This is a genomic window from Streptomyces sp. NPDC002306 (assembly GCF_053593435.1).
The window spans coordinates 280,127-303,359 of the sequence record NZ_JBSFCK010000005.1 but is presented as its reverse complement, the minus strand read 5'-3'; the positions used below and the strand labels follow the sequence as shown (position 1 = coordinate 303,359).

At 70.8% G+C, this 23,233-nt stretch carries 25 protein-coding genes; 9 read left to right on the top strand and 16 right to left on the bottom strand.

What is annotated here, in order from left to right; all coding sequences use genetic code 11:
• Positions 1–158: 158 nt before the first annotated feature.
• Positions 159–872 (bottom strand): hypothetical protein, encoded by a 714-nt coding sequence (locus tag ACWCQK_RS13385; RefSeq protein ID WP_451155142.1) that lies wholly within the window; start codon positions 870–872, stop codon positions 159–161.
• A complete protein-coding gene (locus ACWCQK_RS13380) occupies positions 869–1,060 on the bottom strand; it encodes a hypothetical protein (protein WP_451155140.1) in 192 nt (63 codons plus the stop codon). The genes ACWCQK_RS13385 and ACWCQK_RS13380 overlap by 4 nt, the downstream gene beginning before the upstream one ends.
• A gap of 113 nt (positions 1,061–1,173) precedes the next feature.
• On the opposite strand from ACWCQK_RS13380, the gene ACWCQK_RS13375 reads away from it, so the two are divergent.
• The 3 genes from ACWCQK_RS13375 (at position 1,174) to ACWCQK_RS13365 (ending at position 3,527) form a co-directional block, all read left to right on the top strand.
• Positions 1,174–1,902: a class I SAM-dependent methyltransferase gene (locus tag ACWCQK_RS13375; RefSeq protein WP_451155138.1), complete on the top strand. Its 729-nt coding sequence runs from the start codon at positions 1,174–1,176 to the stop codon at positions 1,900–1,902.
• A 94-nt stretch (positions 1,903–1,996) separates the two neighbouring features.
• Positions 1,997–2,902: a 4-hydroxy-tetrahydrodipicolinate synthase gene (dapA, locus tag ACWCQK_RS13370; RefSeq protein WP_451155136.1), complete on the top strand. Its 906-nt coding sequence runs from the start codon at positions 1,997–1,999 to the stop codon at positions 2,900–2,902.
• Between the two features lie 121 nt (positions 2,903–3,023).
• Positions 3,024–3,527: a hypothetical protein gene (locus ACWCQK_RS13365; protein WP_451155134.1), complete on the top strand. Its 504-nt coding sequence runs from the start codon at positions 3,024–3,026 to the stop codon at positions 3,525–3,527.
• Positions 3,528–3,584: 57 nt separating this feature from the next.
• On the opposite strand, the gene dapD is transcribed toward ACWCQK_RS13365, so the two are convergent.
• From dapD to ACWCQK_RS13350, 3 genes are all read right to left on the bottom strand, one after another.
• Positions 3,585–4,574, bottom strand: a complete 990-nt coding sequence (gene dapD, locus ACWCQK_RS13360) for a 2,3,4,5-tetrahydropyridine-2,6-dicarboxylate N-succinyltransferase (protein ID WP_451155132.1) — start codon at positions 4,572–4,574, stop codon at positions 3,585–3,587.
• A 287-nt stretch (positions 4,575–4,861) separates the two neighbouring features.
• Positions 4,862–5,425: a TetR/AcrR family transcriptional regulator gene (locus tag ACWCQK_RS13355; protein ID WP_451155130.1), complete on the bottom strand. Its 564-nt coding sequence runs from the start codon at positions 5,423–5,425 to the stop codon at positions 4,862–4,864.
• Entirely contained in the window at positions 5,425–5,745 is a 321-nt protein-coding gene (locus tag ACWCQK_RS13350; protein WP_451155128.1) for a DMT family transporter, read from the bottom strand. The genes ACWCQK_RS13355 and ACWCQK_RS13350 overlap by 1 nt, the downstream gene beginning before the upstream one ends.
• 181 nt (positions 5,746–5,926) lie before the next feature.
• Here ACWCQK_RS13350 and ACWCQK_RS13345 point away from each other — a divergent pair, with 181 nt between their 5' ends.
• A complete protein-coding gene (locus ACWCQK_RS13345) occupies positions 5,927–6,775 on the top strand; it encodes an AbfB domain-containing protein (protein WP_451155126.1) in 849 nt (282 codons plus the stop codon).
• 74 nt (positions 6,776–6,849) lie between these two features.
• On the opposite strand, the gene ACWCQK_RS13340 is transcribed toward ACWCQK_RS13345, so the two are convergent.
• From ACWCQK_RS13340 to ACWCQK_RS13305, 8 genes are read right to left on the bottom strand one after another with little or no spacing between them, the layout of a single operon-like run.
• Positions 6,850–7,182: a metal-sulfur cluster assembly factor gene (locus ACWCQK_RS13340; RefSeq protein WP_030677253.1), complete on the bottom strand. Its 333-nt coding sequence runs from the start codon at positions 7,180–7,182 to the stop codon at positions 6,850–6,852.
• Positions 7,179–7,646, bottom strand: coding sequence for a Fe-S cluster assembly sulfur transfer protein SufU (sufU, locus tag ACWCQK_RS13335; protein ID WP_451155123.1), 468 nt, complete (start codon positions 7,644–7,646; stop codon positions 7,179–7,181). Before sufU ends, ACWCQK_RS13340 begins: the two co-directional genes overlap by 4 nt.
• A gap of 16 nt (positions 7,647–7,662) precedes the next feature.
• Positions 7,663–8,919, bottom strand: coding sequence for a cysteine desulfurase (locus ACWCQK_RS13330; protein WP_385783668.1), 1,257 nt, complete (start codon positions 8,917–8,919; stop codon positions 7,663–7,665).
• Entirely contained in the window at positions 8,916–9,680 is a 765-nt protein-coding gene (sufC, locus tag ACWCQK_RS13325) for a Fe-S cluster assembly ATPase SufC (RefSeq protein WP_451155121.1), read from the bottom strand. Before sufC ends, ACWCQK_RS13330 begins: the two co-directional genes overlap by 4 nt.
• Positions 9,681–9,687: 7 nt before the next feature.
• Positions 9,688–10,008 (bottom strand): non-heme iron oxygenase ferredoxin subunit, encoded by a 321-nt coding sequence (locus ACWCQK_RS13320; protein ID WP_451155119.1) that lies wholly within the window; start codon positions 10,006–10,008, stop codon positions 9,688–9,690.
• Positions 10,008–11,189, bottom strand: coding sequence for a Fe-S cluster assembly protein SufD (sufD, locus tag ACWCQK_RS13315; protein ID WP_451155117.1), 1,182 nt, complete (start codon positions 11,187–11,189; stop codon positions 10,008–10,010). The genes ACWCQK_RS13320 and sufD overlap by 1 nt, the downstream gene beginning before the upstream one ends.
• A gap of 57 nt (positions 11,190–11,246) precedes the next feature.
• Positions 11,247–12,668, bottom strand: coding sequence for a Fe-S cluster assembly protein SufB (gene sufB, locus ACWCQK_RS13310; RefSeq protein ID WP_451155115.1), 1,422 nt, complete (start codon positions 12,666–12,668; stop codon positions 11,247–11,249).
• Positions 12,665–13,417 carry a helix-turn-helix transcriptional regulator gene (locus ACWCQK_RS13305; protein WP_451155113.1) on the bottom strand — a complete coding sequence of 251 codons (753 nt, stop codon included), beginning with the start codon at positions 13,415–13,417 and terminating at the stop codon, positions 12,665–12,667. The genes sufB and ACWCQK_RS13305 overlap by 4 nt, the downstream gene beginning before the upstream one ends.
• A gap of 477 nt (positions 13,418–13,894) precedes the next feature.
• On the opposite strand from ACWCQK_RS13305, the gene ACWCQK_RS13300 reads away from it, so the two are divergent.
• From ACWCQK_RS13300 to ACWCQK_RS13290, 3 genes are all read left to right on the top strand, one after another.
• Positions 13,895–14,818 carry an ABC transporter ATP-binding protein gene (locus tag ACWCQK_RS13300; protein ID WP_451155111.1) on the top strand — a complete coding sequence of 308 codons (924 nt, stop codon included), beginning with the start codon at positions 13,895–13,897 and terminating at the stop codon, positions 14,816–14,818.
• Positions 14,819–14,921: 103 nt separating this feature from the next.
• Complete coding sequence (locus tag ACWCQK_RS13295; RefSeq protein WP_451155354.1) at positions 14,922–15,638, top strand: ABC transporter permease; 717 nt, start codon at positions 14,922–14,924, stop codon at positions 15,636–15,638.
• A gap of 80 nt (positions 15,639–15,718) precedes the next feature.
• Positions 15,719–16,729, top strand: a complete 1,011-nt coding sequence (locus tag ACWCQK_RS13290; protein WP_451155109.1) for a COX15/CtaA family protein — start codon at positions 15,719–15,721, stop codon at positions 16,727–16,729.
• A 170-nt stretch (positions 16,730–16,899) separates the two neighbouring features.
• Here the strand turns inward: ACWCQK_RS13290 and ACWCQK_RS13285 are convergent, their stop codons facing one another.
• The 3 genes from ACWCQK_RS13285 to ACWCQK_RS13275 form a co-directional block, all read right to left on the bottom strand.
• On the bottom strand, positions 16,900–18,006 hold the full coding sequence (locus ACWCQK_RS13285) for an amidohydrolase family protein (protein WP_451155107.1): 1,107 nt from the start codon (positions 18,004–18,006) through the stop codon (positions 16,900–16,902).
• Positions 18,007–18,129: 123 nt separating this feature from the next.
• Positions 18,130–18,486 carry a hypothetical protein gene (locus tag ACWCQK_RS13280; RefSeq protein ID WP_451155105.1) on the bottom strand — a complete coding sequence of 119 codons (357 nt, stop codon included), beginning with the start codon at positions 18,484–18,486 and terminating at the stop codon, positions 18,130–18,132.
• 95 nt (positions 18,487–18,581) lie between these two features.
• Positions 18,582–19,568, bottom strand: a complete 987-nt coding sequence (locus ACWCQK_RS13275) for a heme o synthase (protein ID WP_451155353.1) — start codon at positions 19,566–19,568, stop codon at positions 18,582–18,584.
• Positions 19,569–19,980: 412 nt separating this feature from the next.
• On the opposite strand from ACWCQK_RS13275, the gene tkt reads away from it, so the two are divergent.
• Both tkt and tal read left to right on the top strand, forming a co-directional pair.
• Positions 19,981–22,068, top strand: a complete 2,088-nt coding sequence (gene tkt / locus ACWCQK_RS13270) for a transketolase (protein ID WP_451155103.1) — start codon at positions 19,981–19,983, stop codon at positions 22,066–22,068.
• A 33-nt stretch (positions 22,069–22,101) separates the two neighbouring features.
• Positions 22,102–23,220, top strand: a complete 1,119-nt coding sequence (gene tal / locus ACWCQK_RS13265) for a transaldolase (protein WP_451155101.1) — start codon at positions 22,102–22,104, stop codon at positions 23,218–23,220.
• Positions 23,221–23,233 lie beyond the last annotated feature (13 nt).

Genomic DNA, 23,233 nt, shown 5'->3' with positions numbered 1-23,233 from the left:
ACCCGGGCGGGCCGCGCCTACCCCAGGGGTACACCGACAGGAGTGCGGCGCACGGGCTGGGGCCCCCGGGGCAGCAGGCGGACCGATGGCGGAACGCCAGCGCGGCCGGACAACGCGGCGACGGAACGCCAGGGCGGCCGGCCGGCGGGCACGTCCCCCTACCGCTGCGGCTCCCCGCCGGACCCGCGTTCGCCCAGTCGGGACAGCTGCGTCTGGAACCAGTCGAGCCGTGCCTGCAACAGGGCTGCCTCGGCGACGAGTTCGGGCATGCCGAGGTCGCCGGGGAGGCCAGGAGCGCCGGAGCCGCCCAGGGCACCCGGGGCGCCCACCGGACCGGTGCCGCCCGCGACGACACGCAGGCCGTCACCGGCCAGCCGGGCGAACGCCGCGAGGGGGAGGGACGTACGGCCGCGTACGCAGCCCGCGCAGGCCGGAGCCAGCGCGTACCAGCCGGGCCGGCCCCAGCCGACGTCGGCGAGCGCGGCCGCGACCGTGCCGCAGGCGCACGGTCCGACCGTCGCCGTACGCACCCGCTGACGGGCACAGCGGAAGCCGCGTTCGAAGCGGATGTAGGCGCCCAGGACGGTGACTTCGAGCAGGACGGCCGCCCGGTGCTCGGCGGTGCACAGCAGCGCCTCGGCCGTCGAGCGGTCGTGCACGCAGTGGAAGCCGCAGTCGCAGCGGCGGTGCGGTGCCCGGTGCCGCAGTCCGTAGACGCAGGACGCGTCGGCCACGACTCCGTACGGCAGCGCGCCGCCGAGCGACACACCGGTGAACCCGGCCCGGGCGCCGTCCTGGGACAGCACCGGGTGGGCGATCTTGAATCCGGTCGGCGGCTCCGTCGGTCGTTCCTCCGGAAGCCGCAGCCTCATCGGGCGACCGGCACCTCGTCGACCGCGGACGAGGACGTGGTCGGGGCTGCGGCCGTGGAGGTGGACGCGGACGCGTCGACGTCACGCCCCTCCGTGGGCCGCAGCGCTTCGGGGAACGCGATCCCCTCCTGCCGGACCTCGGGCCGCTCCTGCGCGACGCCGGTGGCGAGTGCCTTGCCGAGCTTCATGACGCCTCCCATGACCAGGGGTGCACGAACCGTCCCTGCCATGGTGACCCATGAGTGGCCGGATTGGACACAGGGCCTCCCCGGGGCGCACCGGCTCCGCGTACCGTCACGGCATGGCTGACGAGGGCTTCCGGCATCCGCGGCTCGCCGCGATCTACGATCCGCTCGACCCCGACCGCGGCGATCTCGACGCGTACGTGGGCATGGCGCGGGAGTTCGGGGCGCGGCGGGTGCTGGACATCGGCTGTGGGACGGGGGTCTTCGCGCTGCTGCTGGCCGACCGGGGAGTCGAGGTCGTCGGCGTCGATCCCGCTCTGGCGTCCCTGGACGTGGCCCGGGCCAAGCCGGGCGGCGGACGGGTGCGCTGGATCCACGGTGACGCGACGGCGCTGCCGCCGCTGCGGGTCGACCTCGCGACGATGACGGCGAACGTCGCCCAGGCCATCGCCGGCCCGCGGGAGTGGCGCGGCACCCTGCGTGGCGCGCACGCGGCGCTGCGGCCGGGCGGCCGTCTCGTCTTCGAGACGCGGGATCCGGCCCGGCGGGCCTGGGAGGAGTGGAACCGCGAGACCTCGTACGGCGTGACGGAGATCCCGGGCGTCGGCGCCGTGGAGAGCTGGGTGGAGCTGACCGAGGTGAGCGGGCCGCTGGTGACGTTCCGCTGGACGTATGTGTTCGCGGCGGACGGACAGGTGCTGACGTCGGACTCGACGCTGCGCTTCCGGGGCCGGGAGGAGATCGAGGCGGATCTGGCTTCCCTCGGCTACCTGGTCGAGGACGTACGGGACGCGCCGGACCGCCCCGGCCGGGAGCTGGTCTTCGTCGCCCGGCGGCCCCGTTGACCCGTTTCCCGAACGCCACCTCTCAGCGTTGCTTACCGATACCTCGTAGAAGATTTAAGTGGAGCTTCACGGTCGTCGTGTCGAGACTGCTCGTATGACGAACGCCGGTTTCTCGACCCCGCCCTTCGGCCGCGCGCTGTGCGCCATGGTCTCGCCGTTCACCGAGGCGGGCGCGCTCGACCTCGACGGTGCCCAGCGGCTCGCCGGGCGGCTGGTGGCGGAGGGGTGCGACGGACTGGTGCTGTCCGGGACGACGGGTGAGTCGCCGACCACGACGGACGCCGAGAAGTCGGCGCTGATCAGAGCCGTGCGCGAGGCGGTGGGCGAGCGGACCGCGCTCCTCGCCGGGGTGGGCACCTTCGACACCCGGCACACCGTCGAGCTCGCCCGGGAGGCGGAGAAGGCCGGCGCGGACGCGGTGCTGGTGGTCACCCCGTACTACAGCAGGCCCCCGCAGGACGCGGTCGAGGCACACTTCCGCGAGGTCGCCGACGCCTCCGGGCTCCCCGTGGTCCTGTACGACATCCCCGGCCGCACCGGGACCCGGATCGAACCCGACACGATGATCCGCCTCGCCGGCCATCCGCGGATCGTGGCGGTCAAGGACTGCTCCTACGACTTCCTCGGCACCCAGAAGGTGCTGTCCCGCACGGACTTGGCGTACTACGCGGGCTGCGACGAACACAACCTCGCCCTCTACGCGGTGGGCGCCGCCGGCTACGTCAGCACGGTGGCGAACGTGGTCCCGGGCCAACTCCGCTCCGTACTGGACGCGTTCGACGCGGGAGACCCGGCGCGGGCGGCCCGGCTCCAGCAACGGGCCACGCCTCTCATCGAGTTGATGATGGCGTCGGGTCTGCCCGGCGCCGTCACCGCCAAGGCGCTGCTGCGTGCCCTCGGACTCCCGGCCGGCCCGGTGCGCGCCCCGCTCCGGGACGCCGGCCGCGACGCGATCGACGGACTGCTGACGGAGTACGAGCGGCTCCTGACGGCCGCCTGATCAGCGCGGACCGGCCGGTGCCGCCCGATCGACGCGCGGGCGAGGAACGCTCCCCGCTCGCGCACACCCCGGCAGCCATATCTCCGTGTGCCTCGCCCGCACGGTGCCGTACGGTGACCGGGTGAGCCGCCCCCTGCTCTTCCTCGACGTCGACGGCCCCCTGAACCCGTACGCCGCGCAGCCGGAGCGGCGGCCCGCGGGCTACACGACGATCCGGGTCGCCCTGCGTCCGGGCAAGCCCCTGCGGGTCTGGCTGCACCCGGAGCACGGCGCGGCACTGCTCGCGCTGCCGTTCGAGCTGTGCTGGGCCACGACGTGGATGGACGCGGCGAACCGCTGGATCGCCCCGGTCGTCGGACTGCCCGAGCTGCCGTACGTCGACTTCGGCACGCACCTGTTCGCGGAGCGCCCGGACGGGGTGCACTGGAAGACCGAGGCGATCGTGGCGTACGCCGAGGGCCGGCCCTTCGCCTGGGTGGACGACGAGCAGGGCCCGGCGGACGACGCGTTCGTGACCGCCCACCACCCCGGCCCCGCGCTGCTGCACCACGTGAACCCCAGCATCGGCCTGCGAGAACCCGACTTCGCCACGCTGGCGAGGTTCGCGACAGCCCTCCCCGCCTGACGGAGAACGCCCTTCCACCCAAGGGGGCGGAAGGGCGCTCACCGGCGCGTGCCGTGATCAGTTGTGGCTGTGCAGGACGTCGTTCAGGCCGCCCCATTCCGCGTTGTTCGGGCGGCCCTCGACCGTGCCGGTGACCGAGTTGCGGCGGAAGAGGATGTTGGAGGCGCCGGACAGCTCGCGGGCCTTGACGATCGTGCCGTCGGGCAGCGTGACGCGGGTGCCGGCGGTGAGGTAGAGGCCCGCCTCGACCACGCAGTCGTCGCCCAGGGCGATGCCGACCCCGGCCTCGGCGCCGACCAGGGAGCGCTCGCCGATGGCGACACGCTGCTTGCCGCCGCCGGACAGGGTGCCCATGGTGGAGGCGCCGCCGCCGATGTCCGAGCCGTCGCCGACGACGACGCCCTGGGAGATGCGGCCCTCGACCATGGAGGTGCCGAGGGTGCCGGCGTTGAAGTTGACGAAGCCCTCGTGCATGACCGTGGTGCCGGCCGCGAGGTGGGCGCCGAGCCGGACGCGGTCGGCGTCGGCGATCCGGACGCCGGCCGGGGCCACGTAGTCGGTCATCCGCGGGAACTTGTCCACGCCGAAGACGCTGAGGTGCAGGCCGCGCGCGCGGGCGGCCAGCCGGATGGTCTCCAGGGTGTCCACGGCGACCGGGCCGAGGGAGGTCCAGACGACGTTGGCGAGGAAGCCGAAGATGCCGTCCAGGTTCTGCTCGTTCGGCTTGACCAGGCGGTGCGAGAGCAGGTGCAGGCGCAGGTAGACGTCGTGCGTGTCGAGCGGCTTGTCGTCGAGCGAGGAGATGACCGTACGGACCGCGACGACCTGCACGTTCCGCACGTCGTCCTTGCAGACGGCGGCGACGCCGTGCTCACCGAGCAGTTCGCGGGTGCGCTCGGCGTCGAGCCGTTCGGTGCCGGCGGGGCCCGGTTCGGCGGACAGCTCGGGCGCGGGGTACCAGGTGTCGAGAACGGTGCCGTCGGCGGCGACGGTGGCGAGCCCGGCGGCCACGGCGCCGGCGGTACGAGGAGCAGTCGTGTCGGTCATAAGGGCAACCTAACCGGACGGGGGCCGCCGAGGCCAACCAGCGAGGGTCCGTCCCGGGGGTGCGAGCACCGCCCCTCGCGCCTTGCGCACGCAGACCACGATCGGGGACCACGTTCGCGACGGCCAGGGGGCGGGAACCACATGCGCCACGGCCAGGCGCGGGAGCCGTGGCCATGGCGATGCCGAAAGCCACGGCAGAGCGCACCAAGCCGCAACCAACACGCGGCGAAAGCCACAGCCAGGCGCGCGAAGCCACAGCCAGGTACGGCCGAACCCGCGTCCCCCGCTCAGCCGCCCGCGTGATGCGGCGGTGCCGCGCGTGTCACCCGTGCGAGCGCCTCCGTGGCGTACTCCTCGTCGTACGGGGTGCCGGTCAGCAGTACCTGGAGGCAGATTCCGTCCATCAGGGCGACCAGGGCCCGGGCCGTCACCGCGTCCGTGCGGGAGGCGAGCAGGGCGGCGAGTTCGTCGGCCCACTCGGCGGCGACCGGCCGCAGGGCGGGGCGGCGCAGGGCGGCCAGGTAGAGCTCGTACTCCAGCTCGACGCCGGTCCGGTCGCCGGCCAGCCACTCGCCCAGCAGCGCGGCGAGCTCCGCGGCCAGGTCGGCGCCCGGATCGGCCAGGCCGCCGCGCGCGGCGACCACCTTGGCGAAGCCCTCGTTCGCCTGCCGCAGCGCGGCGACCATCAGCTCGTCGAGGGTCGCGAAGTGGTACGTCGTCGAGCCGAGCGGGACGTCCGCCTCGGCCGCCGCCGAACGGTGGCTCAGCCCGGCCAGGCCCTTCTCCCCCACCACCCGGATCGCCGCGTCGATGATCCGCTGCCGTCGCTCGGGGTCGTGGCGGCGGGGCATCAGTGCGCGCCGCCCAGGTTGAGCACCAGGACCCCGCCGACGATCAGCACCAGGCCGGCGGCCTTGGCGAGGGTCAACGCCTCGCCGAACAGGGCGAGCCCGATGACGGCGATGGTCGCGGTACCGGCTCCCGACCAGATCGCGTAGGCCGTGCCGACCGGCACGGTCCTCAGGGTCCGCGCGAGCAGCGCGAAGGCGACGACATAGCCGAGGGCGGTCAGCAACGAGGGCCACAGCCTGCTGAAACCGTCGCTGTACTTCATGGCGGTCGTCGCGGCCACCTCGGCGGCGATGGCTCCGGCGAGCGTCAGGTATCCCATGTGTACAAGCGTACATAACAGCGGGTCGCGCCCGGGCCGCGCGGACCCCCGCCCGTCGCGCGGAAACCGCTCACGCGAACCGGCTTCCACAACACCATGTCTCCACTACTCTTTCACCGCTCACACCCCCCACCATCACGGCCGCAGCCGTCGCCTCCGGGCGCCGCCGAAGGAACCGCGTATGCCACAAGACAAGTCCCAGCACCCCCGGCAGCAACCGTGGGAGAACGGCTGGGCCCCGGACACCACCCGGACTCCGGGAACGCGCCGCCTCTGGCTGGCCGGCGTTCTCGCGATATCGACCATCGCAGCCTGCGTCATGGCGATCACCCTCACGGACAAGGACTCTGACGAGGCGTCACCCACGACCAAGAGGGCCGCGCCCGGGCCCGAGGCGACCGTGCCGGGCCTGATCTCCTTCGCCACCCCGTCCGCACCGGGAACCGGGACACCGGGCGGGGCGGGCGACCGGGCGACGACGGGGGCGGCCACGGCGTCCACGCCCACGCCCACCGCCAAGACCGGCGACCCGGGCGCCGCGGGCTCCGCACGACCGACCAAGTCGGCTGGTTCCGGCGGCGGTTCACCGTCCACGTCCAAGCCGTCGACGAACTCGATGTCCGTCCGGTCGGTCAACTACCCCGACCGCTACTGGCACATGAGCGGCGGACTGGTGAAGCTGGACGCCGTCACCTCGTCCTCGGCCCGCCGGGCCGCCACCTTCGCCCGGGTCGCAGGCCTGGCCGACGCATCCTGCTACTCCTTCGCCGCGGCCGACGGCACCTACCTCCGGCACCGCGACTTCGTCCTGCGCGCGGAGCGGGACGACGGCTCGTCCCTCTTCGGCAAGGACGCCACCTTCTGCCCCCGCGGGTCCGCCGCCGGCTCCGGCGCGCTCATGCTGGAGTCGGTCAACTACCCGGGCCGCTATCTGCGCCACAAGAGCTTCCAGCTCCGCCTCGACCCGTACCAGAACACCGACCTGTACCGCTCCGACTCGGCGTTCCGGCTGGTGGACGGCCTGAGCTGAGTCCGGCGACGACAATGGCCCCCGGCGGTCGCCGGGGGCCACTGCGTGTCGCTCGCGCGGACGCGGTCAGGGGCTCAGACGTTGAAGCCCAGCGCCCGCAGCTGCTCGCGCCCGTCGTCCGTGATCTTGTCGGGGCCCCACGGCGGCATCCACACCCAGTTGATGCGCAGCTCGTTGACCAGCCCGTCCGTGGCTGACTTGGCCTGGTCCTCGATCACGTCCGTCAGCGGACAGGCCGCCGAGGTCAGGGTCATGTCGATCGTCGCGATGTTCGCGTCGTCGACGTGAATCCCGTAGATCAGGCCGAGGTTGACGACGTCGATGCCCAGTTCGGGGTCGACGACGTCGTACAGCGCCTCACGGAGTTCCTCCTCCGAGGCGGGCTTCATCTCAACGGTCTCGCTCATGCCGTCTTCCTTTCGGCGTCGGCCTCGCCCAGAGCCTGGGCCGTCGCGTCCTTCCACGCCATCCAGCTGAGGAGAGCGCACTTCACCCGGGCCGGGTACTTGGAGACACCGGCGAACGCGACCGCGTCCTCCAGCACCTCCTCCATCGCGTCGTCGGGCTCGATCCGGCCCTTGGACTGCATCAGCTCCAGGAAGGTCTCCTGGATCCGCTGCGCCTGGGCCAGTTCCTTGCCGACGAGGAGGTCGTTCAGCACGGAGGCCGAGGCCTGGCTGATCGAGCAGCCCTGTCCCTCGTACGAGACATCGCTGATCGTCGTGCCGTCGTACCTCACCCGCAGTGTGATCTCGTCACCGCACGTCGGGTTCACGTGGTGCACCTCGGCGTCGCCGTCCCGGAGACCGCGCCCGTGCGGGTGCTTGTAGTGGTCCAGGATGACTTCCTGGTACATGGAGTCCAGCTTCACCGTTTCAGCACGCCCCTCAGCCGAAGAAGTTCCGTACGTGCTCCAGACCGTCGACCAGAGCATCGATCTCGGCCGGCGTGGAGTACAGATAGAACGACGCTCGCGTGGTCGCAGGAATTCCGTAGCGCAGGCAGACCGGCCGGGCGCAGTGGTGGCCGACCCGTACCGCGATGCCCTGCTCGTCGAGGACCTGGCCCACGTCGTGCGGGTGGATGTCACCGAGCGTGAAGGAGATCGCCGCACCCCGGTCCTCGGCCGTGGTCGGGCCGATGATCCGCAGATCCGGCACCTCGGACAGCCTGCGCACCGCGTACTCGGTGAGCGCGTGCTCGTGCGCGAGGATCTTGTCCATGCCGATCGCGGACAGGTAGTCGATCGCCGCGCCCAGACCGACCGCCTGCGCGATCGGCGGGGTGCCCGCCTCGAACTTGTGCGGTGCCGGGGCGTACGTCGACGAGTGCATCGACACCGTCTCGATCATCTCGCCGCCGCCCAGGAAGGGCGGCAGGTCCTCCAGGAGTTCCTGGCGGCCCCACAGCACCCCGATGCCCGTCGGACCGCACATCTTGTGACCGGTGAAGGCCACGAAGTCGGCCTGGAGGGCCTGGACGTCCAGCGGCATGTGCGGCGCGGCCTGCGAGGCGTCGATGCAGACCAGCGCACCGACCTCCTGCGCGCGCCGCACTATCGCCTCGACCGGGTTGACCGTGCCCAGGATGTTCGACACCAGCACGAAGGAGACGATCTTCGTCTTCTCGGTGATGATCTCGTCGATGTTGGACAGGTCGAGCCGGCCGTCGTCGGTCAGGCCGAACCACTTCAGCTTCGCGCCCGTGCGCTGCGACAGCAGCTGCCACGGCACGATGTTGGAGTGGTGCTCCATCTCCGTGATGACGATCTCGGTCTCGTGGTCCACGCGGTAGGGCTCGTCGGCCCAGCCCAGCATGTTGGCCACGAGGTTGAGCGACTCGGAGGCGTTCTTGGTGAAGATCACCTCGTCGCGGCTCGGCGCGTTGATGAACGCGGCGACCTTGTCGCGCGCGCCCTCGTACAGCGCCGTGGCCTCCTCGGCGAGCACATGCACACCGCGGTGGACGTTGGCGTTGTAGCGCTCGTAGTACTCACTGAGTGCGTCCAGCACCTGGCGCGGCTTCTGCGAGGTCGCCGCGTTGTCCAGGTACACGAGCTTCCGGTCGTCGTGGACCAGTCGGTCCAGGATGGGGAAGTCCTTGCGGATCGCCTCGGTGTCGAGGAGGCCCGGCAGCTGCGTCACGCGGATACGCCACCCTTCGTGTAAGCCTCGTAGCCCTCGTTCTCCAGCTTGTCGGCGAGCTCGGCGCCACCGGACTCGACGATGCGTCCGCCGGAGAAGACGTGGACGAAGTCGGGCTTGATGTAGCGCAGGATGCGCGTGTAGTGCGTGATGAGCAGGGTGCCCACCTCGCCGGTCTCACGGACGCGGTTGACGCCCTCGGAGACGACGCGCAGGGCGTCGACGTCCAGGCCGGAGTCGGTCTCGTCGAGGATCGCGATCTTCGGCTTGAGCAGTTCCAGCTGGAGGATCTCGTGGCGCTTCTTCTCACCGCCGGAGAAGCCCTCGTTGACGTTGCGCTCGGCGAAGGCGGGGTCCATGGAGAGGCGCTCCATGGTCTCCTTGACCTCCTTCACCCACGTACGCAGCTTGGGGGCCTCGCCGCGGACGGCGGTGGCGGAGGTGCGCAGGAAGTTGGAGACCGAGACGCCGGGGATCTCGACCGGGTACTGCATCGCCAGGAACAGGCCCGCGCGGGCGCGCTCGTCGACGGACATCTCCAGGACGTCCTCGCCGTCGAGGGTGACGGTGCCGCCGGTGACGGTGTACTTCGGGTGACCCGCGAGCGAGTAGGCGAGCGTCGACTTGCCGGAGCCGTTGGGGCCCATGATGGCGTGCGTCTCGCCCTGCCTCACGGTGAGGTCGACGCCCTTGAGGATCTCCTTCGTGGCGTTGTCGGCCTCGACGGTGACGTGCAGGTCTCGGATTTCAAGCGTTGCCATGGGTGCCTCAGGACTCCTGGGTGAGGGAGACGAGCACGTCGTCCCCTTCGATCTTTACGGGGTATACGGGGACGGGGCGCGTCGCGGGAAGGCCGGACGGCTTGCCGGTACGGAGGTCGAACGCGGAGCCGTGCAGCCAGCACTCGATCTGACAGTCCTCCACCTCGCCCTCGGAGAGCGAGACGTTGGCGTGCGAGCAGATGTCGTTGATCGCGAACACCTCCCCCTCGGTCCTCACGACCGAGACCGGCGTGCCGTCGATCTCCACCCGCTTCGGGGTGTCCTCCGCCAGCTCGCTCAGTCCACAGGCGCGTCGGAACGTCGTCATCAGACCGACGCCTCCAGCTCCTCGTCGATCTTCACGAGGAGGCGCTCTTCGATGTCGTCGACGCCGATCTGCTGGACCAGGCCGGCGAAGAAGCCGCGGACCACCAGACGACGAGCCTCGTCGGCGGGGATGCCGCGGGCCATCAGGTAGAACAGCTGCTCGTCGTCGAAGCGGCCTGTCGCACTCGCGTGCCCGGCGCCGACGATCTCGCCGGTCTCGATCTCCAGGTTCGGCACGGAGTCGACGCGGGCGCCGTCGGTCAGCACGAGGTTGCGGTTCATCTCGTACGTGTCCGTGCCCTCGGCCTTGGCCTCGATGAGCACGTCGCCGATCCACACCGCGTGCGCGCCCTCGCCCTGGAGCGCGCCCTTGTACATGACGTTGGACTTGCAGTGCGGGGTGTTGTGGTCGACCAGGAGACGGTGCTCCTGGTGCTGGCCGGCGTCCGTGAAGTACAGGCCGAACAGCTCGGCCTCGCCGCCGGTGCCCGCGTAGGCGACGCGCGGGTGCAGGCGTACGAGATCGCCGCCGAAGGTGACCACGAACGACTTGAAGGTGGCGTCGCGGCCGATCAGCGCGTTGTGCTGGCCGACGTGCACGGCCTTGTCGTCCCAGTCCTGGACGGAGACGACGGTCAGCTTGGCGCCGTCGCCCAGGACGAAGTCGACGTTGGCGGCGAGCACCGCGTCACCGGTGTGGTCGATGACGACGACGGCCTCGGCGAAGGCACCCAGTTCGACCACCTGGTGGGCGTAGGCGACCCCGCCCTCGCCGTGCACGGCGATCCGGATCGGGTCGGTGAGCACCGTCTCCTTGGGGACGGTGATGACACCGGCCTTCTCGAACGCCGAGAACGCCTGCGCGGCGACCCGGTCCACCGGGGTGCCGGCCTTGCCGATCCGGGCGTCGTCGCGGCCGACGGCCTCGACCGTGACGCCCGCGGGGGCCTCCACGTCGACCTTCACGCCGTCGCCGGTGGCGACCGCGGTGCCGTCGTGCAGCCCGCGCAGACGCTCCAGCGGGGTGAACCGCCACTCCTCCTCACGGCCGTGGGGGACCGGGAAGTCCGCCACGTCGAAGGACGGGGGCGCGCTCATGCGCGTGGCGACGGTCGACTCGGCGGCCACCGCGATCTGGCCCGCGGTGGTGGAGCCCACAGGGATGTTTTGAGCCTCAGCCATGGCTGTCGGTCTGCTCGCTTTCTTACGTGAGTGGCTTGACGGGAGGACGGGCGGGGCTTAGCCGACCGCGCCTTCCATCTGGAGCTCGATCAGCCGGTTGAGTTCGAGGGCGTACTCCATGGGCAGTTCCTTGGCGATGGGCTCGACGAAGCCGCGCACGATCATCGCCATCGCCTCGAACTCGGAGAGACCGCGGCTCATCAGGTAGAAGAGCTGGTCCTCGGAGACCTTGGAGACGGTCGCCTCATGGCCCATGGACACGTCGTCCTCACGGACGTCCACGTAGGGGTACGTGTCGGAGCGCGAGATGGTGTCGACGAGCAGCGCGTCGCACAGCACGTTGGACTTCGAGCCGTGGGCGCCCTCACCGATCTCGACCAGACCGCGGTACGAGGTACGGCCGCCACCGCGCGCCACCGACTTGGAGACGATGTTCGAGGAGGTGTTCGGCGCCATGTGGACCATCTTGGAGCCGGCGTCCTGGTGCTGGCCCTCGCCCGCGAAGGCGATGGAGAGGGTCTCGCCCTTGGCGTGCTCGCCCATCAGGTAGACGGCCGGGTACTTCATCGTCACCTTGGAGCCGATGTTGCCGTCGATCCACTCCATGGTCGCGCCCTCGTACGCCACGGCACGCTTGGTGACCAGGTTGTAGACGTTGTTCGACCAGTTCTGGATGGTCGTGTAGCGGCAGCGGGCGTTCTTCTTGACGATGATCTCGACCACGGCGCTGTGCAGCGAGTCCGACTTGTAGATCGGGGCCGTACAACCCTCGACGTAGTGCACGTAGGCACCCTCGTCGACGATGATCAGGGTCCGCTCGAACTGGCCCATGTTCTCCGTGTTGATACGGAAGTAGGCCTGGAGCGGGATCTCCACGTGCACGCCCTTCGGCACGTAGATGAAGGAGCCACCGGACCACACCGCGGTGTTCAGCGACGCGAACTTGTTGTCGCCGACCGGGATGACGGTGCCGAAGTACTCCTTGAAGAGCTCCGGGTGCTCCTTCAGGGCGGTGTCGGTGTCCAGGAAGATGACGCCCTGCTCCTCCAGGTCCTCACGGATCTGGTGGTAGACGACCTCGGACTCGTACTGGGCCGCGACACCGGCGACGAGGCGCTGCTTCTCCGCCTCCGGGATGCCGAGCCTGTCGTACGTGTTCTTGATGTCCTCGGGCAGGTCCTCCCAGGACTCCGCCTGCTTCTCGGTGGAGCGCACGAAGTACTTGATGTTGTCGAAGTCGATCCCCGACAGATCCGATCCCCAGTTCGGCATCGGCTTCTTCTCGAAGAGGCGCAGGCCCTTGAGACGGAGCTTGGTCATCCACTCCGGCTCGCTCTTCTTCTCGGAGATGTCGCGGACGACGTCCTCGTTGATGCCGCGCTTGGCGGAGGCGCCGGCCGTGTCGGAGTCGGCCCAGCCGTATTCGTACTTGCCCAGACCCTCGAGTTCGGGGTGAGCAGTCTCCGTGGGGAGCGTCATGCGGGGTTCCTCCCGGCCGTGCTTGCAGATGCGTTGTGGGTGGTGTCGGAAATCTTGGGGATGAACGTCGTGCAGACGCCGTCACCGTGCGCGATGGTCGCCAGCCGCTGGACGTGCGTGCCGAGCAACTGGGAGAAGATCTCGGTCTCCGCCTCGCACAGCTGCGGGAACTTCTCCGCGACGTGGGCCACCGGGCAGTGGTGCTGGCAGAGCTGCTCACCCTTCTGCGGCAGGGGCGCGCTACGCGCCGTAGCAGCGTACCCGTCCGCGCTCAGGGCCTTGGCCAGGGCTTCGGTGCGCTCGTCGGGGGCGGCGGCCTCGATCGCCGCGCGGTACGCGGCGGCCTGTTCGGCGATCCGGGCGCGGGCGAAGGCGACGACCGCCTCGTCCCCGCCGAACCGCTCCTGGATCCAGCGCAGGGCGTCCGCGGCGAGCTTGTCGTAGGACTGGTCGAAGGCGTCGCGACCGCAGTCGGTCAGGGCGAACACCTTGGCGGGGCGGCCGCGGGTGCGCGCGCCGTACACCCGCTGCTCGCGCGGCTCCACGACGTCGTCGGCGGCCAGCGTGTCCAGATGCCGTCGTACGGCCGCCTGCGTGAGCCCCAGCCGTCCCGCGAGCTCGGCGACGGTCGACGGGCCGTGGTCCAGGATGGACCGCGCGACCCGGTTGCGCGTCGAGCGCTCTCCGGTCGCGAGCTCCTCCTGAGGGGCCCCGGTGGGGGTCTCCCGAGCCTCGCCGACGTATTTCACAACACCATTGTTGCGTAATTCCTCAGAGCCAGGCAAGCGGCGTCCGCTCCGCCGGACGGTGCCCTGCATCACTTAGGCATACCTAAGCTGACCTGGGAAAAAAACGATCTTTGATCGATCAGAGCGGACCGGTCGCGGCCGCCCGTCCGCCGGTGCCGGGAGACAACCCGAAACCCGCTCCGACCGGCCCACTTGTCCCGTATGAGGCACTCGCCGACCGGCGTCCCCGGAGCGGGTCGCGAGGTGGGGCCGGGCGCGTCGGCGGCCCGCCCGTCCTGCCCCTCGGGCACGCGCGCCGACCCGGCGAAATTCGTCGCCGCCGGGCGACGGACGGGGGTGTCGAACCCGTCGGAGCCGCCCCGAAACCGCGCGCGGGACCGCGTCGGGACCCCGCCGGAACCCCCTCGGGACCCCGTGCGAGGGAGTTCCCGCACCCGCCCGTCCGGGATGCCCGGCGCCTACCTAGACTCTGGACCCATGCGAAGTGAGCCTGTCGTCCAGGTCCAGGCCCTGGTGAAGCGGTACGGAACGAAAACCGCGGTGAACGGCCTCGACCTGACGGCCGAGGCAGGCGTCACCGCCGTACTCGGTCCGAACGGCGCCGGCAAGACGACCACCGTCGAGACCTGCGAGGGGTACCGCACCGCGGACTCCGGCACGGTCCGCGTGCTGGGCCTCGACCCGGTGAGACAGGCCGGTGAGCTGCGCCCCCGGATCGGTGTGATGCTCCAGTCCGGCGGCGTCTACTCGGGCGCCCGCGCCGACGAGATGCTCCGGCACGTGGCGAAGCTGCACGCCCACCCGCTGGACGTGGACGCGCTCATGGAACGCCTCGGGCTCGGCGGCTGCGGCCGTACCGCCTACCGCCGGCTCTCCGGCGGGCAGCAGCAACGGCTCGCGCTGGCGATGGCCGTCGTCGGCCGCCCGGAACTGGTCTTCCTCGACGAGCCGACCGCGGGCCTCGACCCGCAGGCCCGCCGGGCCACCTGGGACCTGGTCCGGGACCTGCGCTCCGACGGCGTCTCCGTGATCCTCACGACCCACTACATGGACGAGGCCGAACAGCTCGCCGACGACGTCGCCATCATCGACGCGGGCCAGGTCATCGCCCACGGCTCCCCCGAGGAGCTGTGCCGGGGCGGCGCGGAGAACACCCTGCGCTTCACGGGCCGGCCGGGCCTGGACGTCGGATCCCTGCTCAAGGCGCTGCCCGCGGACTGCACGGCCGCGGAGCTGACGCCCGGTTCGTACCGGGTCGTCGGCAAGGTGAACCCCCAGCTGCTGGCCACCGTCACCTCCTGGTGCGCCCAGCACGGGGTGATGCCGGACCGGATCTCGGTGGAACGGCACACCCTCGAAGACGTATTTCTGGAGCTCACGGGCAAGGAGCTGCGCTCATGACCGCGGCCCGCGGCCCGGAGCGCACGGGCAAGGAGTCGCGTTCGTGACGACGACCATCACCGGGGCGTACGCCCCGAAGCCGGGTGCGGCCCCCCTGCCCCGCATGATCGCGGCCCAGGCCGTGCTCGAGACGAGGATGCTGCTGCGCAACGGCGAGCAACTGCTGCTGACGGTCGTGATCCCGACGCTGCTGCTGCTGCTCTTCGGCTCCGTGGACATCGTCGACACCGGCGCGGGCAAGGCCGTCGACTTCCTGACCCCGGGCATCCTGGCCCTCTCCGTGATGTCCACGGCGTTCACCGGCCAGGCCATCGCGACCGGCTTCGAGCGGCGCTACGGCGTGCTCAAGCGCCTCGCCTCCTCGCCGCTGCCCCGCTGGGGTCTGATGACCGCGAAGACGGCGTCGGTGCTGGTCACCGAGATCCTCCAGGTCCTCCTGGTGACGGTGATCGCCTTCGCGCTGGGCTGGTCGCCGCACGGCGACCCGCTCGCCGTACTGCTCCTGCTGGTGCTGGGCACGGCCGCGTTCTCCGGGCTCGGCCTGCTGATGGCCGGGACGCTGAAGGCCGAGGCCACCCTGGCCGCCGCCAACCTGGTGTTCCTGCTGCTGCTCGTCGGCGGCGGGGTGATCGTCCCGCTGGAGAAGTTCCCGTCCGGCGCGCAGGACGCGCTCGGCCTGCTGCCGATCTCCGCGCTGTCGGACGGCCTGCGGGACGTCCTCCAGCACGGGGCCTCGATGCCGTGGGGCGACCTGGGGATCCTGGCCGTGTGGGGGGTCCTGGGGCTGGCGGCCGCGGGCAGGTTCTTCCGCTGGGAGTAGCGCCCGGGCGAGCGGGGAACCGGCGTCGGCGAACCGCCCGGGCCGACCCTCGTGAAAGCGTGCACAAGCGGACCCCTACGATGGGGCGCGTGCCAAACGTGACCCCCGCCGACGCCGTAGCGGCCGTGCGCAACCCGCTCGCCTTCATCGCCGCGCGCTGGACCCCGCGACCGCGGACCGTCCAGCGGGCCGCCCTCGCCGCGCTCGTCATGTCGGTGGTGATCGTCGTCACCGGCGGCGCCGTACGCCTGACCGGCTCCGGCCTCGGCTGCCCGACCTGGCCCAAGTGCACCGCCGACTCGCTCACCGCGACCAGCGCGATGGGCTTCCACGGCGCCATAGAGTTCGGCAACCGCATGCTGACGTACGTGCTGTGCGCGGCGGTCGGCTGGGCGATCGTCGCCGCCCGCTCGCAGAAGCCGTACCGGCGCAGCCTGACCCGGCTGGGCTGGGCGCAGTTCTGGGTCGTGATGAGCAACGCGATCCTCGGCGGCGTCGTGGTGCTCGTCGGCCTCAACCCGTACACGGTCGCGGCCCACTTCCTGCTCTCCTCCGCGCTGATCGCGGTCGCCACGGTGATGTGGCAGCGCACCCGGGAGGGTGACACCGCCCCCAAGCCGCTGGCCGGCAAGGCGGTGCAGCAGCTGGTGTGGTTCCTGGTCGCGGCCTCGGTGCTGCTGATCGCCGCCGGAACGGTGGTCACCGGTTCGGGTCCGCACGCGGGCGACTCCAGCGAGGTCGAGCGGATGCCGCTGGACTGGGAGACGATCAGCAAGCTGCACGCGGTGCTGGCCTGGATCGTGGTGACGTTGACGTTCGCGCTGTGGTTCGTCCTCAAGGCGGTGGACGCGCCCAAGGGGCCGCTGGACCGGACGCGTGACCTGTTCCTGGTGCTGCTCTCCCAGGGTGTCATCGGCTATGTCCAGTACTTCACCGACCTGCCCGAGGCACTGGTCGGTCTGCACATGCTCGGTTCGTGCCTGGTGTGGATCGCGGTGCTGCGGGTGCTGCTGTCCCTGCGCGAGCGTCCGTGGACGGCGGAGGCGGAACTGCCGGGCCCGGCGGCCGAGGCGACGCTGACCAAGGCCTGACCCGGGAGGGGGACCGGGCACCCAGGATTTCCTGGCCGCCCGGTCACTCCGGAACCGGACGGCCCGGGAGTTCGGGGGCCGGTCACTCCGGAACCGGACGGCGCGGGAGTGTGTGTTCCGGGGCCCGGTCGCTCCAGAACCGGACGGCCCAGGAGCGTCCCGGGGACCGGTCACTCCAGCCTGTAGACCCGTCTGGCGTTGCCCGCCGCCACCATCCCGGCCACCCGCTGCGCGTCCGCCAGCGACCAGGCCCCCTCGGCCGCCCAGGCGCCGAGCACCCGGCCAAGGGCCTCACGGAACAACCGGGCCCCCACCACGTGCAGTTCGGGCAGCCCCTGGGCCCCGCTGGAGAAGAGGATCTTGCCGAAGGGGGCCAGTTCCAGGATCTCCGCGAGCACGGTCGCGGCCCGGGCGCCGGTGCGCACGAGCGCGGCCCCCGAGTCGGCGTACACGTGCGGGAAGACGCCCGCGAGGTGGGCGGCGTGGCGGTGGTAGGGGTAGCCGTGCAGCAGGACCAGGTCCGTGCCCAGGCCCGCCGTGGCCCGCACGAAGTCGGTGAGCAGCACCGGGTCCGTGCGGTCGATGCGCAGCCCCGGCTGGCCGAGCCCCGCGTGCAGTTGCAGCGGCAGCCCGGAGGCGACCGCGATCCACAGCAGATGGCGCAGCAGCACCGGGTCGCTCAGCTCCCCGCCGACCCGGCGTCCGGCCAGCCAGCGGCCCGCCGCGCCGCGCACCTCGCCCGGTCCGGGCGGTTCGGGCGCGAGCGCCAGGCCGTGCCGGACTCCCGCGACCGAGGTGAAGGCGACGGCCTGCGCGGCGGCGCCGTGCACCGCCTCGGCGAGGTTGGCGAGCAGGGCCTCGACGGTGCCGGAGGTGTCGGCGACCTGTTCGGCGAGGAGTTCCAGGCGCACGATCTCGTGCGCGTTCGCCTCCCCGGCGGTCGCCATCTCCGGCGGACCGGTCAGATCGCCGGGCAGCCCGGTGTCGACCAGGTAGGTCGTGATGCCGCTGCCGCGCAGCAGCCGGCGGCCGGCCTCCAGCACGCCGAGTTCACGGCGCCGGGCCAGATAGCGGGCGGGCGGGCAGTGCGGTTCCAGTCCGAGCAGCGGGGGGCACCAGCGGCGTACGGCGAACCCGGTCTGGGTGTCGAAGAGGGTGGTGCCCGGCGCGGGCGGGCCCTCGGTGCGGGCCAGCTGGGCCTCGAAGGTGCCGAGGCCCAGCTCCGTTCTCAGTACGCCGTGGCAGTACTGGTCCACGAGGGACGGCGTTTCGATCATCCGGACTCCCCGCGACTGGACCGTGTCCCGGGACCGTGTCCGCCACGGCCCCTACGGTCCTAACGGGTGAACCGGGCATCAGGTGTTGCTCCGGCACACCCCGTGCGAAACGCCCGCCGGCCGTCAGCCGTTGCTCGGGCCGCCGATCTGGATCCCGGCCATCCGGGTCCACTCGTACGGTCCGGTCCTCACCTTGGCCGCGAACTCGCCGTCGAACGCCTCGTGGACGGTGATCCCGGACTTCTCCACGGCCTGCTCGGCCACCGCGTAGGAGGGCGCCACCAGGTCGCCCCAGCCGCCGTCCTCGCCGACGAGCACGATCCGGGCGCCCCGCTCACCGATGTACGCGACCTGGCCCTCGGCCCCGCCGTGCTCCTTGGCGAAGGCGCTGATCCGCTGGGCGAGCTTGGCCGCGGTGCGCTCGGCCTTCGCCGCCGCCTTGGCGTCGGTGCCCTCGTCAACCTGCTTGGTTTCTGCCATGGCCAGGATGCTACCGACGAGTAGATCAATCGGCGACGGGCGGGGTGCGTGGCCTTGACCACGCACCCCGCCCGTGCGGGAAACCAGCGACGCGTCTAGCGCAGGAAGGGGTCCACCGCGACCGCGACGAAGAGGATCGACACATAGGTGATCGACCAGTGGAACAGCCGCATCTCCTTGAGCTTGCCGCCCGTCACCTCGGCCTTCGCCCGGTTCTGGAGCCCGTGCGCCTCCCAGAGCCAGAAGCCGCCGGCCACCAGCGCGACCGCCGTGTAGAACCAGCCCGTGTAGCCCAGAGGAGTGAGCAGCAGCGAGACGACGACCATCACCCAGCTGTAGATGACGATCTGCCGCGCGACCACCTTGTTGGAGGCGATGACCGGGAGCATCGGCACGCCCACGCGCGCGTAGTCCTCCTTGACCTTCATGGACAGCGGCCAGTAGTGCGGCGGCGTCCAGAAGAACATGACGAGGAAGAGGATGACCGGCGCCCACGACAGGGAGTTCGTGACGGACGACCAGCCGATGAGGACCGGCAGGCATCCGGCGATGCCGCCCCACACGATGTTCTGCGACGTGCGCCGCTTGAGGATCATCGTGTAGACGATCACGTAGAAGAGGAGCGCTCCGAGCGACAGCCAGGCCGACAGCCAGTTGACGGTGAGGCCGAACAGCGCAGTGGAGACCACCGCGAGGGTGATGCCGAAGGCCAGGCACTCGGCCGGACTGACCATGCCGGTGACCAGTGGACGCTGCGAGGTGCGGTCCATCAGGGCGTCGATGTCGCGGTCGATGTACATGTTGAGCGCGTTGGCGCCGCCCGCGGACAGGAAGCCGCCGAGGCACGTCAGCAGCACCAGCTTGAGGTCGGGTACACCCTGCTGCGCCAGGAACATCACCGGAACGGTGGTGATCAGCAGCAGCTCGATGATCCGAGGCTTGGTCAACGCCACGAACGCCTTGACACGGGCCCCGAACGGCCGGTGGCTCGGGTTCTGGCTCGTCCCGGGCTCCCCCATCGCCCGAATGGCATGGGCGGTGCCCCCACCCGCTGGACGGGATTCGACGGCCGTCACGCACACCCCTGACAGAGACATCCCAGCAGGCCTCTCCCGTGTGAAGTCCGGGTAAAGGCCCGCGCGTACCACGCCACTCTAGACGTTGCCCAGACCCGGACATTCGCGGGGGTGGGGTCGTGTTGGCGCACATGCTCCGACGTGCGTACAAGGGTCCGATCGAGCGCTCGTCCGACGTGCGTACCGAAGCTCGATTGAGCAGTCAGATGAGCAGCTCCGTATTCAGTTGCCGAATGCGATTCGGACCAGTCGGGAGGCGGATCTCCGGGAGTCCCGGCAGTCTGGAATGACTCGAAAAAATGCACGTTCTTACGGGGGTAGGCTCGACAACGCCGGTGGGCGCCCAGTGCACCGGCAGCCGGTGGGCGCGCGCCCAGAACACCGGTATTCGACATGTGGAGAGGAGCCCTGACCCAGGGTGAGCACCAAGCCGACCACCACAGACCTCGAGTGGACCGAGTTGGACCAGCGGGCCGTCGACACCGCCCGCGTCCTGGCCGCCGATGCCGTACAGAAGGTCGGAAACGGCCATCCGGGTACGGCGATGAGCCTGGCTCCTGCCGCGTACACCCTCTTCCAGAAGGTGATGCGGCACGACCCCGCCGACCCCGAGTGGGTCGGGCGCGACCGCTTCGTGCTGTCCGCCGGCCACTCGTCCCTGACCCTCTACACGCAGCTCTACCTGGCCGGGTTCGGCCTGGAGCTGGACGACCTGAAGTCCTTCCGCACCTGGGGCTCCAAGACCCCGGGTCACCCCGAGTACGGGCACACCAGGGGTGTGGAGACGACGACCGGCCCGCTGGGCCAGGGTGTCGCCAACGCGGTGGGCATGGCGATGGCCGCCCGCTACGAGCGCGGTCTGTTCGACCCGGACGCCCCCCAGGGCGAGTCCCCCTTCGACCACTTCATCTACGCCATCGCCGGTGACGGCTGCCTCCAGGAGGGCATCTCCGCGGAGGCGTCCTCGATGGCCGGCCACCAGCGGCTCGGCAACCTGGTCCTGCTGTGGGACGACAACCACATCTCGATCGAGGGCGACACCGAGACGGCCGTCTCCGAGGACACCGTCAAGCGGTACGAGGCCTACGGCTGGCATGTGCAGCGGATCGCCCCGAAGCCGGACGGCGACCTCGACCCGCACGCCATCTACAACGCGATCGAGGCGGCCAAGAAGGTCACCGACCGGCCGTCGTTCATCGCGATGCGCTCGATCATCGCCTGGCCGGCCCCGAACGCGCAGAACACCGAGGCCGCCCACGGCTCGGCGCTCGGCGACGACGAGGTCGCGGCCACCAAGCGGGTCCTCGGCTTCGACCCCGAGAAGTCCTTCGAGGTCTCCGACGAGGTCCTCGACCACACCCGCGAGGCGCTGGAGCGCGGCCGCCAGGCCAAGGCGGAGTGGGAGAAGTCCTTCCAGGAGTGGCGCAACGGCGACGCGGCGCGCGTGGCCGAGTTCGACCGCATCAGCCAGGGGCAGCTGCCCACCGGCTGGGAAGAGAAGATCCCGGTCTTCGAGGCGGGCAAGGGCATCGCCACCCGCGCCGCGTCCGGCAAGGTCCTCCAGGCGCTCGGCGCCGTCATCCCCGAGCTGTGGGGCGGCTCCGCCGACCTGGCCGGCTCGAACAACACCACGATCGACAAGGACAGTTCGTTCCTGCCGGCGGACAATCCGCTGCCGGAGGCCGACCCGTACGGCCGTACGATCCACTTCGGTATCCGCGAGCACTCCATGGCCGCGGAGATGAACGGCATCACGCTGCACGGCAACACCCGTGTCTACGGCGGCACCTTCCTGGTGTTCTCCGACTACATGCGCAACTCCGTGCGTCTGTCGGCCCTGATGCACCTGCCGGTGACGTACGTGTGGACGCACGACTCCATCGGCCTCGGCGAGGACGGCCCCACGCACCAGCCGGTCGAGCACCTGGCCGCGCTGCGCGCCATCCCCGGCCTGAACGTGGTCCGTCCGGGTGACGCCAACGAGACCGCCATCGCCTGGCGCGAGATCCAGAAGCGCTGGACGAAGGAGTTCGGCAAGGGCGCCCCGCACGGTCTGGCGCTGACCCGCCAGGGTGTGCCGACGTACGAGCCGAACGAGAACGCGGCCAAGGGCGGCTACGTGCTGTTCGAGGCCGAGGGCGGCGAGCCCCAGGTCGTCCTGATCGCCACCGGTTCCGAGGTGCACGTCGCCGTCGAGGCGCGCGAGCGGCTCCAGGCCGACGGGGTGCCGACCCGGGTCGTCTCCATGCCGTGCGTGGAATGGTTCGAGGAGCAGGACCAGGGGTACCGGCACAGCGTCCTGCCGCCGTCCGTGAAGGCGCGGGTCGCGGTGGAGGCCGGTGTCGGTCTCACCTGGCACAAGTACGTGGGCGACGCCGGTCGCATCGTGTCGCTGGAGCACTTCGGTGCGTCCGCCGACGCCAAGGTCCTCTTCCGCGAGTTCGGCTTCACCGCCGAGAACGTGGCCGCGAAGGCGCGGGAATCCCTCGCCGACGCCCAGCGCTGACGCTCAATTCGACACGTAGGAGATGCATTTTCCATGACAGACGCACTGAAGCGCCTCTCCGATGAGGGCGTCGCGATCTGGCTGGACGACCTGTCGCGCAAGCGGATCACGTCCGGCAACCTCGCCGAGCTGATCGACCAGCAGCACGTCGTCGGCGTCACCACCAACCCGTCGATCTTCCAGAAGGCGATCAGCAGCGGCGACGGTTACGAGCAGCAGCTCGCCGACCTCGCCGCCCGCAAGGTCACCGTCGAAGAGGCCATCCGGATGATCACGACGGCGGACGTCCGCGACGCCGCCGACATCCTGCGCCCGGTCTTCGACGCCACCGCGGGCCAGGACGGCCGGGTCTCGATCGAGGTCGACCCGCGCCTGGCGCACAACACCGCGGCGACCATCGCCGAGGCCAAGCAGCTGGCCTGGCTCGTGGACCGTCCCAACACGCTCATCAAGATCCCGGCCACCAAGGCGGGCCTCCCGGCGATCACCGAGGTCATCGGCCTCGGTATCAGCGTCAACGTCACGCTGATCTTCTCGCTGGAGCGCTACCGCGAGGTCATGGACGCGTACCTGTCCGGCCTGGAGAAGGCCAAGGACCGCGGCCTGGACCTGTCGAAGATCCAGTCGGTGGCGTCCTTCTTCGTGTCCCGCGTGGACACGGAGATCGACAAGCAGCTCGACGCCCTGGGCACCGACGCGGCCAAGGCCGCCCGCGGCAAGGCGGGCGTCGCCAACGCCCGGCTCGCCTACCAGGCGTACGAGGAGGTCTTCTCCTCGGCCCGCTGGCTGGCCCTCGACAAGGCGCGGGCGAACAAGCAGCGCCCGCTGTGGGCCTCGACGGGTGTCAAGGACCCGGCGTACAAGGACACCCTGTACGTCGTGGAGCTGGTGGCGCCGAACACGGTGAACACCATGCCGGAGGCCACGCTGGAGGCCACCGAGGACCACGGCGAGGTCCGTGGCGACACGGTCGCCGGTACGTACGAGCAGGCCCGCGCCGAGCTCGACGCCGTCGAGAAGCTGGGCATCTCGTACGACGACGTGGTCCAGCTGCTGGAGGACGAGGGCGTCGACAAGTTCGAGACGTCCTGGAACGACCTGCTCAAGTCGACCGAGGCGGAGCTCACGCGCCTCGCCCCTTCGGAGGGCTGACACGTTGGCCCCC